Origin of the sequence: Paenibacillus harenae (assembly GCF_030812415.1) — a bacterium.
Classification (GTDB): Bacteria; Bacillota; Bacilli; order Paenibacillales; family Paenibacillaceae; genus Pristimantibacillus; species Pristimantibacillus harenae_A.
The window spans coordinates 774017-789767 of record NZ_JAUSST010000003.1 but is presented as its reverse complement, the minus strand read 5'-3'; the positions used below and the strand labels follow the sequence as shown (position 1 = coordinate 789767).

At 46.3% G+C, this 15751-nt stretch carries 13 protein-coding genes and 1 pseudogene; all 14 read right to left on the bottom strand.

The genetic code is table 11. The features are described from left to right. Positions 1-12: 12 nt before the first annotated feature. Complete coding sequence (locus tag J2T14_RS13600; RefSeq protein WP_307471573.1) at positions 13-978, bottom strand: glycosyltransferase family 2 protein; 966 nt, start codon at positions 976-978, stop codon at positions 13-15. After that, the gene (locus tag J2T14_RS13595) at positions 968-2374 is read right to left on the bottom strand and encodes an undecaprenyl-phosphate glucose phosphotransferase (RefSeq protein ID WP_307471571.1); all 1407 of its coding nucleotides are present in this window, start codon (positions 2372-2374) and stop codon (positions 968-970) included. Before J2T14_RS13595 ends, J2T14_RS13600 begins: the two co-directional genes overlap by 11 nt. A 90-nt stretch (positions 2375-2464) precedes the next feature. After that, positions 2465-3427, bottom strand: a complete 963-nt coding sequence (locus J2T14_RS13590; RefSeq protein ID WP_307471568.1) for a glycosyltransferase family 2 protein — start codon at positions 3425-3427, stop codon at positions 2465-2467. 7 nt (positions 3428-3434) lie between these two features. Then, positions 3435-4295, bottom strand: coding sequence for a dTDP-4-dehydrorhamnose reductase (rfbD, locus tag J2T14_RS13585; RefSeq protein WP_307471566.1), 861 nt, complete (start codon positions 4293-4295; stop codon positions 3435-3437). Continuing rightward, complete coding sequence (gene rfbB, locus J2T14_RS13580) at positions 4292-5314, bottom strand: dTDP-glucose 4,6-dehydratase (RefSeq protein WP_307471564.1); 1023 nt, start codon at positions 5312-5314, stop codon at positions 4292-4294. Before rfbB ends, rfbD begins: the two co-directional genes overlap by 4 nt. Positions 5315-5323: 9 nt before the next feature. Further along, a complete protein-coding gene (gene rfbC, locus J2T14_RS13575) occupies positions 5324-5881 on the bottom strand; it encodes a dTDP-4-dehydrorhamnose 3,5-epimerase (protein ID WP_307471563.1) in 558 nt (185 codons plus the stop codon). A 15-nt stretch (positions 5882-5896) separates the two neighbouring features. After that, positions 5897-6433 (bottom strand): annotated as a pseudogene (locus J2T14_RS13570) (sugar phosphate nucleotidyltransferase). 18 nt (positions 6434-6451) lie between these two features. Continuing rightward, positions 6452-8674 (bottom strand): glycosyltransferase, encoded by a 2223-nt coding sequence (locus tag J2T14_RS13565; RefSeq protein ID WP_307471561.1) that lies wholly within the window; start codon positions 8672-8674, stop codon positions 6452-6454. A gap of 2 nt (positions 8675-8676) precedes the next feature. Beyond that, complete coding sequence (locus J2T14_RS13560; protein ID WP_307471559.1) at positions 8677-9708, bottom strand: glycosyltransferase; 1032 nt, start codon at positions 9706-9708, stop codon at positions 8677-8679. After that, entirely contained in the window at positions 9705-10841 is a 1137-nt protein-coding gene (locus J2T14_RS13555; protein ID WP_307471557.1) for a glycosyltransferase family 2 protein, read from the bottom strand. Before J2T14_RS13555 ends, J2T14_RS13560 begins: the two co-directional genes overlap by 4 nt. 19 nt (positions 10842-10860) lie before the next feature. Continuing rightward, complete coding sequence (locus J2T14_RS13550) at positions 10861-12336, bottom strand: hypothetical protein (protein WP_307471555.1); 1476 nt, start codon at positions 12334-12336, stop codon at positions 10861-10863. Between the two features lie 52 nt (positions 12337-12388). Then, positions 12389-13759: an ABC transporter ATP-binding protein gene (locus J2T14_RS13545; RefSeq protein WP_307206692.1), complete on the bottom strand. Its 1371-nt coding sequence runs from the start codon at positions 13757-13759 to the stop codon at positions 12389-12391. An 18-nt stretch (positions 13760-13777) separates the two neighbouring features. Beyond that, complete coding sequence (locus tag J2T14_RS13540; RefSeq protein ID WP_307471553.1) at positions 13778-14566, bottom strand: ABC transporter permease; 789 nt, start codon at positions 14564-14566, stop codon at positions 13778-13780. 1 nt (position 14567) lies between these two features. Next, positions 14568-15743, bottom strand: coding sequence for a glycosyltransferase family 4 protein (locus J2T14_RS13535; protein ID WP_307471550.1), 1176 nt, complete (start codon positions 15741-15743; stop codon positions 14568-14570). Between the last annotated feature and the right edge of the window lie 8 nt (positions 15744-15751).

The window sequence follows — 15751 nt, the reverse complement described above, 5'->3', positions numbered from 1 at the left end:
GGACCGCAAAGCTCAATCTGTCATAGCTCTGTTTTGCTCAATGTAACGTTCGAGAATATGCTTATGCATGCTTAGCCTTCTTCTCATAAAGGTTGGCAATTTCCGAAAATGTATTCCGAGCTTATAGCCAACCAGCTTCGCTCCCGCCTCCAACATGAGGTGGGGAATGTGAAGCCATCGACGCGATTCAATCAATGCTTTTAATTGCTGCTTGACTAGACTTGAACCGGCCTTGCCAACGGCACTGTAAGGCATTATCCAAGAATTGCAGCTCATCGATACCCCGTTATCGAAATAACGGCGCAACTGCTGCATGAGCGAATAGTGATGGGAATGATAGACAAGTGCTTCCGCGCAATATGCAACCTTGAAACCGGAAAGAATACATCGAGCAGACATAAACAAATCTTCATTGAAAATAACCGGCGCTTGAAACCTTCCCATTGCCTCAAACGTTTCCTTGCGTATCGCTGCGCAGACATTTGAACAGAAGAAAGTCTTGATTCCCATCTGACCAACATGCTCGAATGACTTTACTTGCGACTTCTCCGGATAATTATGCCGCCTCGCCAGCTGCTCAAGAATATCCGCTTCAGGTCTTGCGCATTGCCTGGCATAAGCGTAAACAACCTCATTACCAGCTCGTAGCGGCTTGGTCAGCTCTTCGATCATATGCTCATTCAGCGGCTCCGCATCCTGCGTCATGAATAGCAAAATATTGCCCTCTGCCGCTTCAACAGCCATATTGCGCGTACCGCCATGGTCGAATTCGCTTCTGCGCACCGTGATGACGCGAGCCCCCGCTTGCTTAGCCGATTGCGGCGTGCCGTCAATCGATTCGGAATCAATCACGATAATCTCATGAGGCCTGTAAGTTTGATTCTGCAGCTTATCCAATAAATTATGTAAGGCAGGTCCTGCATTCAAGGTGGGTATAATAACGGATATACGGTACGCCGATTGTTGGTCAGTATGCATTTTTGTTAATCAAGCCCTTCAGCACCGTTTTGTAAATAATCTTGATGTCGAATAGGAACGTCCAGTTTTCGATATAGAAAATATCGTGAACGATGCGCTCTTGAATCGATGTGTCGCCACGCAGACCGTTTGTCTGCGCCCAACCCGTTATGCCAGGACGAATCTGATGCTTTATCATATATTTCGGAATTTCTTCCTTGAATTGATTAACGAAATAAGGGCGCTCCGGACGAGGACCGACTACGCTCATATCCCCGAGTAAAACATTGAAAAACTGAGGCAGCTCATCCAGACTTGTTCTACGCAGGAAGCTGCCGAACTTCGTACGGCGCGGATCGTTCTTCACGGTCCACTCCGTGTCCGAAGACGTCCGCGCAGATACGTTCATTGAGCGGAACTTATACATGCCAAACGTCTTTCGGTCGAGTCCCATTCTCTCTTGCTTAAACAACACAGGACCAGGGGACGTCAGCTTAATACCAATAATCGCAAATAACATAAGCGGTGAGGTTACAATAATAGCAACGAGCGAGAACAGGATATCGAACCAACGCTTCAACACTCGGTTGCTTAACTCATCTAGAGGAACATCCCTTACATTAATAAGCGGAATGCCCGCGAAGTTGTCGAAGAACGGACGTGCCGGCAGCACATCGAAGAAATCCGGGATAATAAGCGTCTTCACGCCCGACTTCTCGCACACCTTTATAATATCCGCGTATTTATCGTAAGCAGCTAATGGTAGAGCAACGATGACGTCGTCTATGGGTTCCCGATTAAGTGTCTGCTCAAGTTCGTCAAGTCTGCCAATAATAGGCTTCATGTAACGATGCTCATGCTCGTGCTCCGATTGAAAATCATCGAGAAAACCAATGACTTCATAACCAAACTCAGGGTTGTTTTGCAGATTATCATAGAATTTGCGGCCCACAGAGCCTGCTCCTAAAATAACAATAAACCGCTTATTAAAGCCTTGGCGGCGAAACGAGGTCAACGCTCTCTTAAGTAAGAATCGATAGAAAGAGACCACTACTATATTCATCGAGATAAAAATGATTAGAAACTCGCGTGATACGTGCACTTCCTTGACGAAAAACAATAAGCTCAGTAAGCCAAGGAAACTAATTCCCTGTACTTGCAACACTTTCAGGAACTCATAGGAGAATGACTTGCGTCTCTTAGGCGTATAAAACTGCAAATATACTCCAATCAAGACGGTAGCGAACGAGTAGATTGTTCCCCAAAGCGTATAGGTCTTGAATGGAACGGAGTTTGCATGCGGAAGCAACTCACTCTCGAACTTAAGCCAATAGGCTGTCAAAAAAACGATCAATGTAACAAAGAGGTCTGCCAGCATATACAGCTGTGTCAAAAATCGTTGATTTTGTCGGATCATTCGCTTAAGTTTCACCCGCATTCTACTAAAATTCGACTCTATCTGCATTGTATCAAAATGGAAGAGAGTTACCAACCTATTTTTTAAAATTCATAATTCAAGTTTTGTCTTCTTGCTCTGTGGCCGTCTGATCATCTGATTGATTTGTTGTCTTTTCTTCCACATTTCCGGCAAAGTACGGAGCAGTTTCGGTAAACATCCAAGCATAGCAGGCTCTCGGATAATGATATAAGCGAGCTTGGCTGCCTCTATTACTGCGATCTGTGGCAAGAGTGCAAACCAGTGCCAGCCGATCGGCTCATTCTTGATTAACGTGTAGAAGCGATTCATATAAGAATGCTGCCTCACGAACAACGGGATTGAGCTTCTAGCATTCTTCTTCCAACCTCGTCCATGAAGCGCCTTGGCTGTATGAACATAATAAGAGCGCCAGCCTAATCGTCTGGCGCGCCATGCCACATCGACATCCTCTTTGTAGGCGAAGAAGGTTTCGTCGAAGAACTGTCCTTCTAGGGAGATGTCATTGATCATTCGCCGCAAATAGACAGCGGCTGCACCGGATACGCCGAAGACGTCGCCTGACAGCAGCCAGCGATCAGCAGACTCCCCCATCCCTCGGTCAGTTGCATGCCTTGTACCGCTCATCGCAAGACCCGTACTATCGACAATACTTTGATCGTCAGCGAACAATAATTGCCCCGTGGCGCTTCCCACAAGCGGCTCCTGCTCCATAACGGCAACAATGTCGGCAATATACGACGGATGAAGCGATACATCAGGATTAAGCACTACCGCATAGTCGGCTTCATACGCATTTAACGCTTGATTTTGACCGCCTGCAAAGCCGTTATTAAAGCTATTCTCTATAAGCTGAATGGGGATATTCGATTGAGCTTGATAAGCTTTGATGATCACGCATGAATCATCGGTTGATGCGTTATCTACAATGACGATACGGTCGATCGGATAGACTTGCCCGCTTAGCGCCTCCAAACAAGATGCAATATGTTTAGCACTATTGTAGGTAACAATACAAACGCTTACGGACGCCATTGCTTCATCACTCGCCGTTCTCTAGATAATGTCTTAAAGCTTCCCGCCACGGACGCAGATCTTGTAATCCATTCGCCATTATGGCGCCATGTGCCATTACGGAGTTGGCAGGGCGAGGCGCAGGCCGAGGAAACTCCGCCGTTGTGCATGGTTCTACCTTCACCTTATGTTCGCTTTCCTCAAATATTGCCTCAGCGAATTGGTACCAAGAACAGCTTCCCGTATTAGACGCATGGTAGATGCCATAATGTTCAGTTTGAATCAATTGGATTAGAAATGCTGTCAGGTCATACGTATAGGTAGGCGAACCGATCTGATCCGAGACTACCGTCAGAAGATCTTGCTCCCCAGCCAGCTTCAGCATCGTTTTCACGAAGTTATTGCCATATTGACCATAAACCCAAGAAGTACGGACAATGAAATATCGCTCCACTATCGACTGAACCGCACGCTCACCTGCGAGCTTGGACTTGCCGTATACCGTTAGAGGGTTCGTCTGATCTTGTTCTAAGTATGGCGAACTGCTTGTCCCATCGAATACGTAATCCGTGCTAATATAACAAAACTTAGCTTCAAATGCTGCAGCCGCTTCAGCTATATTGCGAGTTCCTTGCTCATTGACGCGATAAGCTTCATCAGGCTCAGTCTCAGCCTTATCAACTGCTGTATACGCAGCGCAATGAATAACTACATCTGGCCTATGGAATTCTATAACGTCTCGGCACTGCCTAGCAGAGGTAATATCGAGTTGATCACGAGCAACACCAACTATGACCATCGTGTCTGTTACCCATTCCATCAATTCTCGTCCAAGCTGTCCGCTCGCTCCAGTTACAAGTATCTTAAGTATAGAAGCTTTGGCCGTCATGATTGCCCCTCTAAACGTTCTAGGTACTGAGTCGCATAATATTGCTGATAAGCCCCCGTTACGACCTGCTCCATCCACACTTTATTGGATAGGTACCAATCAATCGTTGATTTAATGCCGCTCTCATAGTCGAACTTAGGCTCCCAGCCAAGCTCGCGGCGTATCTTATCCGCATCGATCGCATATCGTCGATCATGTCCGAGACGATCCTTCACATAGGTGATCAGCGATTCCGGCTTGCCGAGTGCTTCCAATATCGTGCGTACAACTTGCATATTGTTGCGCTCATTGCGTCCACCGACATTGTAGACTTCACCGCTTCGTCCTTGATGGAGCACCAGGTCAATAGCGCTGCAATGATCCTCCACATATAGCCAATCACGAACATTTAAGCCGTCACCGTATACCGGCAGGAGCTTGTCGTTCAGTGCATTCTGAATCATTAACGGAATCAGCTTCTCCGGAAATTGATACGGGCCATAATTGTTCGAGCAACGCGTAATGTTGACGTTCATGCCGAACGTCTCATGATAAGCGCGTACAAGCAGATCCGCACCAGCCTTACTTGCCGAATACGGGCTATTCGGAGCAAGCGGCGTTTCCTCGGTGAACAGACCTGTCTCGCCAAGCGTTCCGTATACCTCATCGGTAGACACTTGGACATACTTGACGACATTGTATTGCTTCGCCAAATCAAGCAACACTTGTGTACCGAGTATATTCGTTTTCACGAAAATATCCGGCTGTAAAATACTTCGATCTACATGCGATTCGGCTGCAAAGTTAATTACCGCATCAATGCCGCTTTGGAATATAGACTCCAGTTCTCCACGCTCCGCTATATCCGCTTTCACGAAACGGTAGTTCGGATGCGCTTCAACCTTACGCAAATTTTCGAGATTACCGGCATACGTAAGCGCATCGACATTTATAATCTCGTAGTTAGGATGCTCCCGCATCATATATAAAATAAAATTACTCCCAATAAATCCGGCTCCGCCCGTAACAAGTAACTTCACGATTTATGCTCATCCTTCGTATACAAAGTTGATTTCTGCTTCAGCAAGTACAGGATGCTTACTATCCTTTTCCGATAGAATCGGATTGGATGTCGGCCAGTCAATTGCTAACGCCGGATCATTCCAGGCAATGCCTCGGTCATGCTGTGGTGAATATGGGGCATCCACTTTGTATTGTACTTCCGTATTTGGGGCAAGTGTGCAAAAACCGTGAGCGAAGCCCAAAGGAATAAATAATTGGCGTTTATTCTCCGCTGATAAAACAAAAGCCTCCCACTTACCGAACGTAGGGGAGTCCTGCCTAATATCAACGACAACATCATATATTTCACCCGATGTTACTCTTATAAGCTTCGATTGAGCGAACGGCTCTAGTTGATAATGCATCCCTCTAATAACAAACGGTTCTACCGATAAGGAATGATTGTCTTGTATAAAGACAGACTCGATTCCATGCTGTGAAAGCTTCATGAAGTTGTAGCTCTCCATAAAGAAACCCCTACTATCTTCAAAAACACTTGGGGTAATCAGCTTAACCCCAGATAAGAATGTATTAGCAATTCGCACATCAAACACCGCCGTTTACATTTTAAACTTACCGTTCTGCTCCACATATACGTTATCTTTCGCCAAATCTTTTGCTCGGGTGTATGAAGCGTGAGTTCCGGCATCCGTCCACCAGCCCCGCATTATTTCATAGGTTAGATTACCGGTCGCAATATAAGCATTATTAACATCGTAATCTCAAGTTCACCGCGCAGCGAGGGCTTCAAATCGCGAATAAATCCGAATACACTACTGTCGTACATGTAGATGCCGGTTACCGCATAATTGCTTTTGCGGTGACTCGGCTACTCTTCAATAGCTGCGATTCGATCATCGAACTTTGTATGTAAATGAAATCCCGAACTCTCTCCCGCTCCCTAGCAAATTAACGACATCTCCCAAATGTTCTTTACCTGTAACTATGAGTATATCCTCAACTCCTGCTTCCTTCAGCTTGGCAATGGAATGATAAATCATCGGATATTTGCCCACGGGGAGCAGGTGCTTGTTTGTAACTTTGGTCAGTGAGTATAAACGCGATCCAGTACCCCCGGCAAGAATAATTCCTTTCATCTGCCAACTTTCTCAACTTCATTGTTTGATAAGGGTTCGCTTTATTTTCTTCGCCATCGCATACACCGATTTCACGGGCTTGAACCAGACGGTTCCTTGCAGTTTATATTTCATCACTTCTTTAACGCGATACATACGTCGTTTGGGGAAGGTCGCCTCTATACGGCTGATCAATGACATTTCCGTATGTTTCTGTATGAGAATATTTTCACTTCTGTGCAAGTACATGGCTTTCACGATGGAATGAACAAAGTCTTGTCGATGTATGTGTTCTCCGATGAGTTGATGCACTCGACCTTCTCCATTCGTCCCCTTGGCCTCGTCATCATACTGGAAGTATTTCAAAAGGAAGTCGATATCGTCTTTTTTAACTTTATCGAACTTCATATAAGCATACGATTGTATAATGTCGAACTTCGTCTCGTCCAATCCAGCATTATGGTTTCGTTCCGCATGTACAAATAACGAGTTTTCATAAATGATTTCGTTGGAACGGTCATACAGGGAAAGGAACCACTTTAGACGATCGCTACCCTCACATGTCTTGATCTGTTGCGATTCAAATGCCGCACGACGCGCGAATACGCTGCCGCCGACCAAATTTTTACCAGTCCAAATCAAGGATAAATCCGCGACTTGCCCCTCGTACCCGGGTTGGGCTTCTGTTGCGACCAGTGCTGTCCCAACTACAACATCGGCTTGAGGGCTGGACAAGGCGAGAACGGCCCTTTCTACGGCAAAACGATCCAATCGCTCCGAACCGTCCAAGACGACGACGATTTCTCCTTTTGTCCTTTGAATAGCAGAGATAATCGCGTCTTTACCCGAACTCGCGGACATGATTCTTTCGTCCATAAGGTGCAAATTCGACTTGATAAATTCCATCGTTTCCTTATTGTCCATGCTGCAATCGATCGCGACGTGCTCGATCCGATCGTACGTTTGATTCCATACGCTCTGAAGAGACGCGATAACCGCTGACAGATCAGCGCGCACAATGGATACGACAGTGACCAAAGGCAAATAGTGAACGTCGTTCATAACGATATCCCGTTTGCGGGTTGGAGCAGCCGCGCATACCCTGTTAACCAGTTGGTCCCATTGCTCCGCGATCGCACCGCTTGAGAGGTGCTTGACGCTGGCAGCCGCTTCTCGCCCCATCGACTCTAGGTGCTCAGAATCCTTCATCATCTTGCTCAGCGCTTCAGCAATCCCAGTCGCAGCTCCGTCAGTCGGCACCAAATAACCGTTGATTCCGTCATGGATGAGCTGATTCACGCCATCGGTTTCCTCCAACCCAATAGCTGGCAGACCAGCTGCCAATCCTTCGGCAACCGCGAGCCCGAAACTTTCGGCCAATGAAGGATGGCAGAAAATTTTAGCGGATCGGAGTGACTCGAGCACTTCTCGTTGAGGCGCGATGCTCATGAATAATACCCGCTTTACCACATGCGCATTTTTGGAAACCTTTTTCATTAGCGCTTCCTTTTCGGGACCCTCTCCGTACAACTGTAACTTCCAATCGGGAAAAGTCTCCGAAATGAGCATAAACGCATCGATGAGTACGCCGTAATTTTTCCATTCCGACAATTCTCCGACGGCGATGATACGATTTTTTCTCGGGCCTTTCTGAGGTGCGGCAGGATCGATTCCGTTCCCTATTGGAACCATCTTATGGTGCAGTTTAGCTGGATAACCGCTAGAGTACGAGGGCGACAAGATGTGAATCTTATCCGTAAAGCCCAGCATCTCGTAAAGGTAGTCCAGCTCATCGCGCGACATCCACCACAGTTCTTGGTACGACTTCGGCGAATTATGCTCGGATGCGATTATCGGTATCCCGGCTCTTGCAGCAGCTGGAACGGCAAACGCATGCGTTTGAAAGAGAACACTTACAACGCAATCCGGTCGCAGCAAGCGCAAATCCCGGTACAAGAGGTCCTCCATAAACAAATGCTGTTGCTTTATCGGTTGAAAGCGATCTTCTAGCATTTGAAACATATAAGGATTGCTATCTACCGCGGCTTCCGGATACTTCTCATATTCGGCTTTCGAGAACACTTTCCCGATCGTATGCAGAGGAACGTCGCGATGAACTTCGAAGAACGTCCCCTTGACTTCTTCGCAAGTCAACAACGTTACGTCATGGCCGCAATCGGATAATTGGGATGCGATCGTATTCGCCGCTTTTATCCCTCCGCTGGCCCCTCCAAACAGAAACACGACCACTGCAATCTTCAATGTCAACGCCTCCGATTCTGGTACAACTTGAGTAGACCATATGGCGTGAGGAATTTGACCGCTTTTCGAAACTTACGCATGAATGTGCGAGAAGAAGGCATTATGAGTACGGGCTTCGCCTCCACCTCGTTCTCGCTCACGGAAATATAGTTGCGAATCGGAAACTCGATTACGTTCTTGACATACTTCTTGCCGCCGTAATCGTATGCGATCCCCGCAGAGCTGAAACGCACTTGGTTCGGATTGCTATATGCTTGCCGGAGTACCTCCTGCCAGTTTTGTTCCTTCTGCGAAAGCGGAATGACGGCGTCCATTTCGTTAAAATACTTATCCAAGTTTTCTGATAGCTGTCCTGTCCTGACGCGGAATATCCCCAATGGACCGTTAAAAAGCCATAACACTTCTTGCTGAGCGAACTTTACCCATAATTCGAAGTCGCCGGCAAGCTTCAATTTGGTGCTAATCCCCCCAGCCGCTTCCCAAACCTTCTTTTTCCAAAAAGTACCTTCTTGCTGGATAAAGAACCCCAGAAACCTCGATTCTCCGAAGCCATGCTTGATAAACTCGGTTGGATACTGAAAGAATGAATCCAAATAAACTAAAGAATCGTCAGACAATTGACAAGGCTTACCGGTAACCCAATTTATGTCTGGCAACGTTCGTTGGATCTTAGTAATCGTAGCCAAGGTCCCTTTGCATAAAATATCGTCGGCGTTAATCCACGTCATGAAGGATTCTTCATCGACTACACCAAATTGTTCGAACCCCTTGCGGATGCCATCATACAGGCCGGTGTCGTCCTCGCTAGCATACGTAAACGTTACACCGCGGCAAGATAGCGGAAAACGCCCCTCGTCGAGAAACTTGTCCCATGCTTGTATGATCTCAATCGTGCCGTCGGTCGAAAGACAGTCTTGAATATGGTATCTAATGTGGAAGTCGCCTTGCTGCGTTAATACGCTGGAGATCGTGTCGTTGATCGTCTCTTCCGCATTTCTTGATGGCGTTACGATATACACGGTCGGGAAGGTCATGATTTTCTCCTTTGTCTAAATTTCTTCAGCATCCGATACATCGAACTAATCGGCTTGAAGAACGGGGTGCCACGGAGTCGCTTGGCTGCCTTATGTTTGAACAGCGCTCGTATTTTCATGTTGTCGTAGTACTGCACCGCCTGGGCCGTAGGCTTCGGCTCGTCGGCGTGTAGCAATGCGTACATCGTTGCTTTGAAGCAATCCTGTACCCGATCTTGAATAAATGCTTTCTGTTCTTCTGTGTAATATGCGCTACTCAGCACTCTGAGCAGCATATCAAGCGTGTAATACGTCAGTTGGTTTCGATACTTCAATTGCGGGATAGCCTCGATTTCTTCCCGAGACAATTCCGGATGAAACTCGGCCAAGATGCGTTTGACTTCATCGATGGACAAATTCTGTTCACGGCTCGAAATACCTTCGAGCTCCATATAACAGACGACGTGATTGACTGATGAAGCCTTAAACCCAGCTCGGACGATCGAGAGCTGATATTTCAAATCGCTGGCGATGCGGTACTGAACGTCGTATGGTCCAATCGTTTCGTACACGCGGCGATGCAGAACCATAGCGATATGCGAACACGGATTGAGCGAGAAATATGCGCGCATGTCGAAGTGATGCACGCCGAATTGAAAGACGGTTTGACCTGAGGCGTCGACCAAGAGTGCATCACCGCCGGAATAGTCAGTGCTTTCCGCTAGCAACTTTTTGACCGAGCGCTCGATCCCTTCGGGAGTATACCAGTCATCCGAATTGAGTAGCGCGATATAATCGCCCCTAGCAAGCTCGATCCCCTTGTTCATCGCGCTGTAAATACCTTTGTCCGGTTCAGAAACGACATAATCCAGGCGGTCGATCGACTGCCTGACATACTCCATCGTGTTATCGGTGCTCCCACCATCTACGATAATGTATTCGATGTTGGCATAGGTTTGCTGAAAGACTGAGTTCATCGCTCGTTGAATGTTGGAGCCGGCGTTGTAAACGACCGTAATGACCGTCACCAACGGCATCTCCAGCGTACTGGTCTTTAATTTCCCCTGTATTCTTAACCCGCCTTCGAATTTCCGCGAACCGGTTAAGTCGGGGTAACGTTCGTATTTCCCGCAAAAATTGTTCATTTCCGGCATGTTCGTCTCCCGTTACGATTTATTTGAGCCTGTCCCGCATAGCGCGAAGCGGTTTCGTCACTTTCCAAGACTTCGACTCGTAAATATCTCGAAGTTCACCCTTTAACACTTCTTTCTCATACAATATTGCTTCTTGCGCCGTCGTTAAAAGATCCACTTGATCGACAAGGTTATTTTTTTCTGCAGTAATCAGCTCGTATTCAGTTGTTAGAGCAGAATGTTCTGCTTTTAGTGCAACGTGTTCTTCACCTAGATCAGCAAATTCCGTAGCTAGAACATCCTGCTTTGCTGTTAACTCAGTTAGCTCTTTCTTTAGCCGTTCTACTTCTTGCAATAACGTTGCGTTGTCATATTTAATATTTATGTTTTCCTCAAGTAAATGCTTAATGTAGCTCTGTTGCATTTTACGTTCCAAAAGAAACAGATTCGTAAGTTTCTCGCTGATCTCAATAGACTTCTCAAACGTTAATCCGAAATACGGTTCTTCTTTCTTGACTTCAGTATCGTAGAACAACCGGCCATCGCTCCGAGATAAATATTCAGCCGCAAGCCTGCTGTTACTATCGGCACAGTCCTTCAAAATCTGTCCCCGCTCTTGCGGCGTCAGAAAAGATTGATTACGTTGAGCGTCCCCGATCGCATTTGAAACTCTGAGAAATTCGACGTCTAGGCCGTGCACATTAAGCAACCGTTTGTATTCCAATACGTCACGATTAATACGAGAATTATCTTCACCCGCATCAATACTTTCCAATCTCTCATATTCGCTTTCCGAAAATTTCAATATGTTAATATAGAAATCGCCTACAACACCTTCCGGCAATTGAGTTCGTTCGTAAGGTTTTACATTCAGATTTTCTTTACCGAAATGCTTCGCCCATACCGAAATTTCTCTGAAATAATCGAACGGTACCGGTCTGGCTTTGCAATATTCTGTGAACGTCGGTAAAGGTGCTGTAATATTCGGGTCAGGGCCTTTGCAGTATTGATTATAGAAAGACTCCAGAATCAAATCTTGGCGCCTAAGATAGCAGATCACCGTCACGTCGAAATCCGACAGCAGTTCCCGCAGCTTCGTAATCACATATTCATTCACTTTGACCTGCTGCTTGTCGGTCAGCGCCACTCCGGAATGAAAAGCGAAAAAGTGCCCCGGAGCAAACAAACCTTCCGACGACAAAATCATTTGTTTGTATGATCCTTCTTGGAATTCCTGCTTGATCCGATCGACCACCACAACCGGCTTTTCTGCTATTTGACTAAAATAATAATGGGAAGACGGGAAACTGATGAATTCCTCCTCCAGTGCTTCCTTAAACAACCCGAATGCAAGGTTGTGGTGCATACGCCAAACTTCGTGATAACCCCCGTAATAAATACCCTTCGCTTTCAATGTGCTTTTGTTGGCATACAGCGAATTTTGCAATGAGGTTGAACCCGTTTTGTGTGAACCGATATGCAGGAAGACTCGCTTTTTACTCATTAACCGCACCATCTTTCTTCCTCGTGCTTTTAGGCAGTGGGGACATGTAATCAGATTAAGCGCCTTACGACAAACGATTCACGGTGGATTTCAAGTCCATGTCGACCATGCCGCTGAGAAGCGAATCCGTCTGGTCCTGGATTTTAAATGCCCACGCCTCGACAAAGCGATGAAAGAATACCTCTTCACCCTGCTCTTTAAGCCCGAGAATTCCACAATTCATAAAATAGACTCCTGCAACGAACCGAGGAACGAAACTGTACTCTACCTGAAAAACTTCCCCTTTTTTTATGTTCGAAAGTCCTTTGCCATAAAGATGGGTAGCCGCCCCGCATAAGTCTAATCCTTTGCTTGTCTTAATCATCATTCCAAAACGAATATTCAGGCAATTCTTGAAAAACTCCGCTTTGTATCGCCAAGTATATTTTTCGCCGAATTGAATGATATTCACTTTTTTTCCATCCGAATTCACCAATTCATAATCGAACAACCGAGCGCCGGCATGTTCATAAGATACGGGGTTCTTCGGTACCAGCGCTTCGTCGAAATGATCCTGTTGGATGACAATTAGATTCTCCGAAGCTGTCGTCTTTACCTCATGCTCCCAAGTAGCCGAGACGAGTCCGTTCCAGTCGTTTGGTACCAAGAGCGACTGTTGGTACGCTTTGATCTGCTCCCGGATGTTAATACGGTTCTCGCTTCCGGAAAACAGCAATTTTTGGTACAAATTGATGACGTTCTGACTCTTGTCAACGAGTAACTGCTCGCCATTGTCGATTAGGATGGCACGACTGCAAAGCTCTACCACCGTTGCGCTGGAGTGAGTGACGAAAACGATCGTTTTTCCGCTTTTGCGGAACTCTGCGATTTTTGCGTAGCACTTACGCTGAAACAAATCGTCGCCAACCGCGAGAGCTTCGTCGATTATGAGAATGTCCGGATCCACGTTAATAGCGACGGCAAATGCAAGCCGTACAAACATTCCGCTTGAATACGTCTTCACCGGTTGGTGTATGAAATCGCCGATATCAGCAAATTCGATAATCGCCGGCAATTTGCTGAGCATCTCATCTTTGGTATATCCCATCATAGTGCCGTTTAAGTAGATGTTCTGCAAACCCGTAAAATCCGGATTAAATCCGGCGCCCAGCTCGAGAAGGGCGGATACTTTGCCTTGTACGCTTACTTTCCCGCCGGACGGCGTTAGCACGCCAGTAATGATTTTGAGCAGTGTCGATTTACCCGAGCCGTTTTTACCGACGATTGCAACGCATTCGCCCTTCTTGATCTCGAACGAAATGTTCTGCAGCGCGTGAAACTCCTTGTGATACCTCCGCTTAAACGGATTAAGCGATTCTTTCACTCGGTCGATTGGTTTTTGATACAGCTTGTACTGCTTGGATATGTTTTCGACTCGAATCGCAGTCTCGGACATTTTCCTATCCCCTCGTGGTTAAAGCACATCGGCAAAATGCGGCTTTAATTTTTTATACAAAAGTGCTCCTATAACGAGTAAAACGAAGCAAAGCAACCAAAAATACGTTGTTTGATTGAAGCGATTCCAAAACCAGACGTGATTAATCAATGTGTCGCGGTAACCTTCGACGATATAGTACATCGGATTGAGTTTGAAAAATTTCTGGTATTTGTCAGCCACCATCGTATAGGGCCACATAATCGGAGTGAGCCACATACCAAATTGCAACACGATGGCAACAATATTGTTGATGTCTTTGAAAAAGGGCGCAATCGTGGAGGTAATGAATGCCAGCGTCAGCACCAATATACCCATGCAGAACGAATAATACAGCAGTTGAATCCATATTAACTCCGGATAATAGCCGTATGCCCCATAGATTAAAAAAAGGAATGCGATAAATACGACGTGTATAAACACGGAAGAAATGATCTTGATCAAAGGCAGCATGCTAACTTTAAAAACAACCTTCTTGATCAAGTAGCTATAGTCAGAAAACGCGTTCCCAGCGCTTGACCAGCCATCAGAGAAGAAAAACCAAGGAATCATCCCCGCCGCAAACCAAAGGATAAAGGGTACGTCATGAACGGCCGGTGTACGAAAACCTATCTGAAACACGAACCACAGTGTAAGGATCGTCATAACCGGCTGAACGAAAGCCCACGTAATGCCGAAAAGTGAGCCGGAAAAGCGGATACGAAAATCGTTTTTCGCAAAGCCCCAAATCAGACCGCGGTTTCTCCAAAAGTCTTTGAGTAGCTGCATTTTAATCCTCCGAACTTTGGTCACCTAGCACTTGCAAATAAAAGTCGTGCAGCGCCTTGGCACTTTTCTCCCAACTGAAGTTAGCTAAAGCAAAGGCCCTGCCGCTTCGACCGATCGCATCGCGCACTTCATTGTTTGCGATCAGATAAATCAGCTTTTCATAGATTTCAATTGCGTCGCCTTTATATAACAGCAGGCAATTATCGCGATCCTTCATGTATCTGCCGATGTTCGTATGGGGAAGAATGACGGGTTTTCCCATTGCAAAAAACTCAGGAAGCTTGGAAGGAAAACGATAATCGTTAAATATATCAGGTGAACCGGGTTGAACAAACACATCAGCCAAAGATGTTAGTCTAGGGAGCATTCCCCGGTCCACAAATCCGAGCTCTACAAAGCAATGTCTATACGAATGAAGCGCTTCGTCTTCAAAATCCACAAAGTTGCGGCCAGTTCGAATTAGCTTGACGGAGAAACCATCGCGATTCAATGCTGCAACTGCCAAATACAAGCTGCGAACCTCTTGCCAATTCGAATGATGGACGTTTCCTGTATAAACGATTACAAAATCCGTCTCCGCTATACCGAGACTTCGTTTTAATGCTATATTGATAGGCAACGGCTCGAATAAATCACTTTCGAACCCAGGCCATATTACTTTCGAGGATTGATTCTCTGATTTGAAAGCCAATAGCTTATCAATTATAGCCGTCACGCCATCCGCCCGCTGCACAAACCGCTTGTATCGAGTTGGATGCGATAGTAGTTGGTCGATCATGCGGTCGAGCACCTTTTCAGGCAACAACAGCAACTTGTTATAATCTACCCCCAGGTTGGAGGCGACTATTGCCTCTTCGTTATCCTCGAGATGAACGATATACTTACAGCCGTAGTATTCTGTCATTTGCGTAGCAGTTGTTCGCACAATTTCACGAGGCGTCCAGGCATGCACCAAATCGGCTGGCCGACCATCTCGAAAATGGATGGTCCGTGCGCGAAAATCAACAAAGTCGTACACCTTGAATCTTGGCTTGCCGATTAGTTCCACCGATTGTTTGTTGTCGGGAACGCATACGCCGCAATCAACCCCAAGGTCCGCCAAGTGATTGGCAAAATTAAAAATGTGAATAGCGCTGTTACTAGAGAAATCGAAATAATTAACGAAAAGCACATTCATCTGACTGC

Excerpts from the sequence above, each read along its gene's own strand:
- J2T14_RS13600 (WP_307471573.1), bottom strand. The coding sequence starts at position 978 with ATGCATACTGACCAACAATCGGCGTACCGTATATCCGTTATTATACCC.
- J2T14_RS13545 (WP_307206692.1), bottom strand. The coding sequence starts at position 13,759 with ATGTCCGAGACTGCGATTCGAGTCGAAAACATATCCAAGCAGTACAAG.
- J2T14_RS13560 (WP_307471559.1), bottom strand. The coding sequence starts at position 9,708 with ATGACCTTCCCGACCGTGTATATCGTAACGCCATCAAGAAATGCGGAA.
- J2T14_RS13550 (WP_307471555.1), bottom strand. The coding sequence starts at position 12,336 with ATGGTGCGGTTAATGAGTAAAAAGCGAGTCTTCCTGCATATCGGTTCA.
- J2T14_RS13590 (WP_307471568.1), bottom strand. The coding sequence starts at position 3,427 with ATGGCGTCCGTAAGCGTTTGTATTGTTACCTACAATAGTGCTAAACAT.
- J2T14_RS13540 (WP_307471553.1), bottom strand. The coding sequence starts at position 14,566 with ATGCAGCTACTCAAAGACTTTTGGAGAAACCGCGGTCTGATTTGGGGC.
- rfbD (WP_307471566.1), bottom strand. The coding sequence starts at position 4,295 with ATGACGGCCAAAGCTTCTATACTTAAGATACTTGTAACTGGAGCGAGC.
- J2T14_RS13535 (WP_307471550.1), bottom strand. The coding sequence starts at position 15,743 with ATGAATGTGCTTTTCGTTAATTATTTCGATTTCTCTAGTAACAGCGCT.
- J2T14_RS13555 (WP_307471557.1), bottom strand. The coding sequence starts at position 10,841 with ATGCCGGAAATGAACAATTTTTGCGGGAAATACGAACGTTACCCCGAC.
- J2T14_RS13595 (WP_307471571.1), bottom strand. The coding sequence starts at position 2,374 with ATGATCCGACAAAATCAACGATTTTTGACACAGCTGTATATGCTGGCA.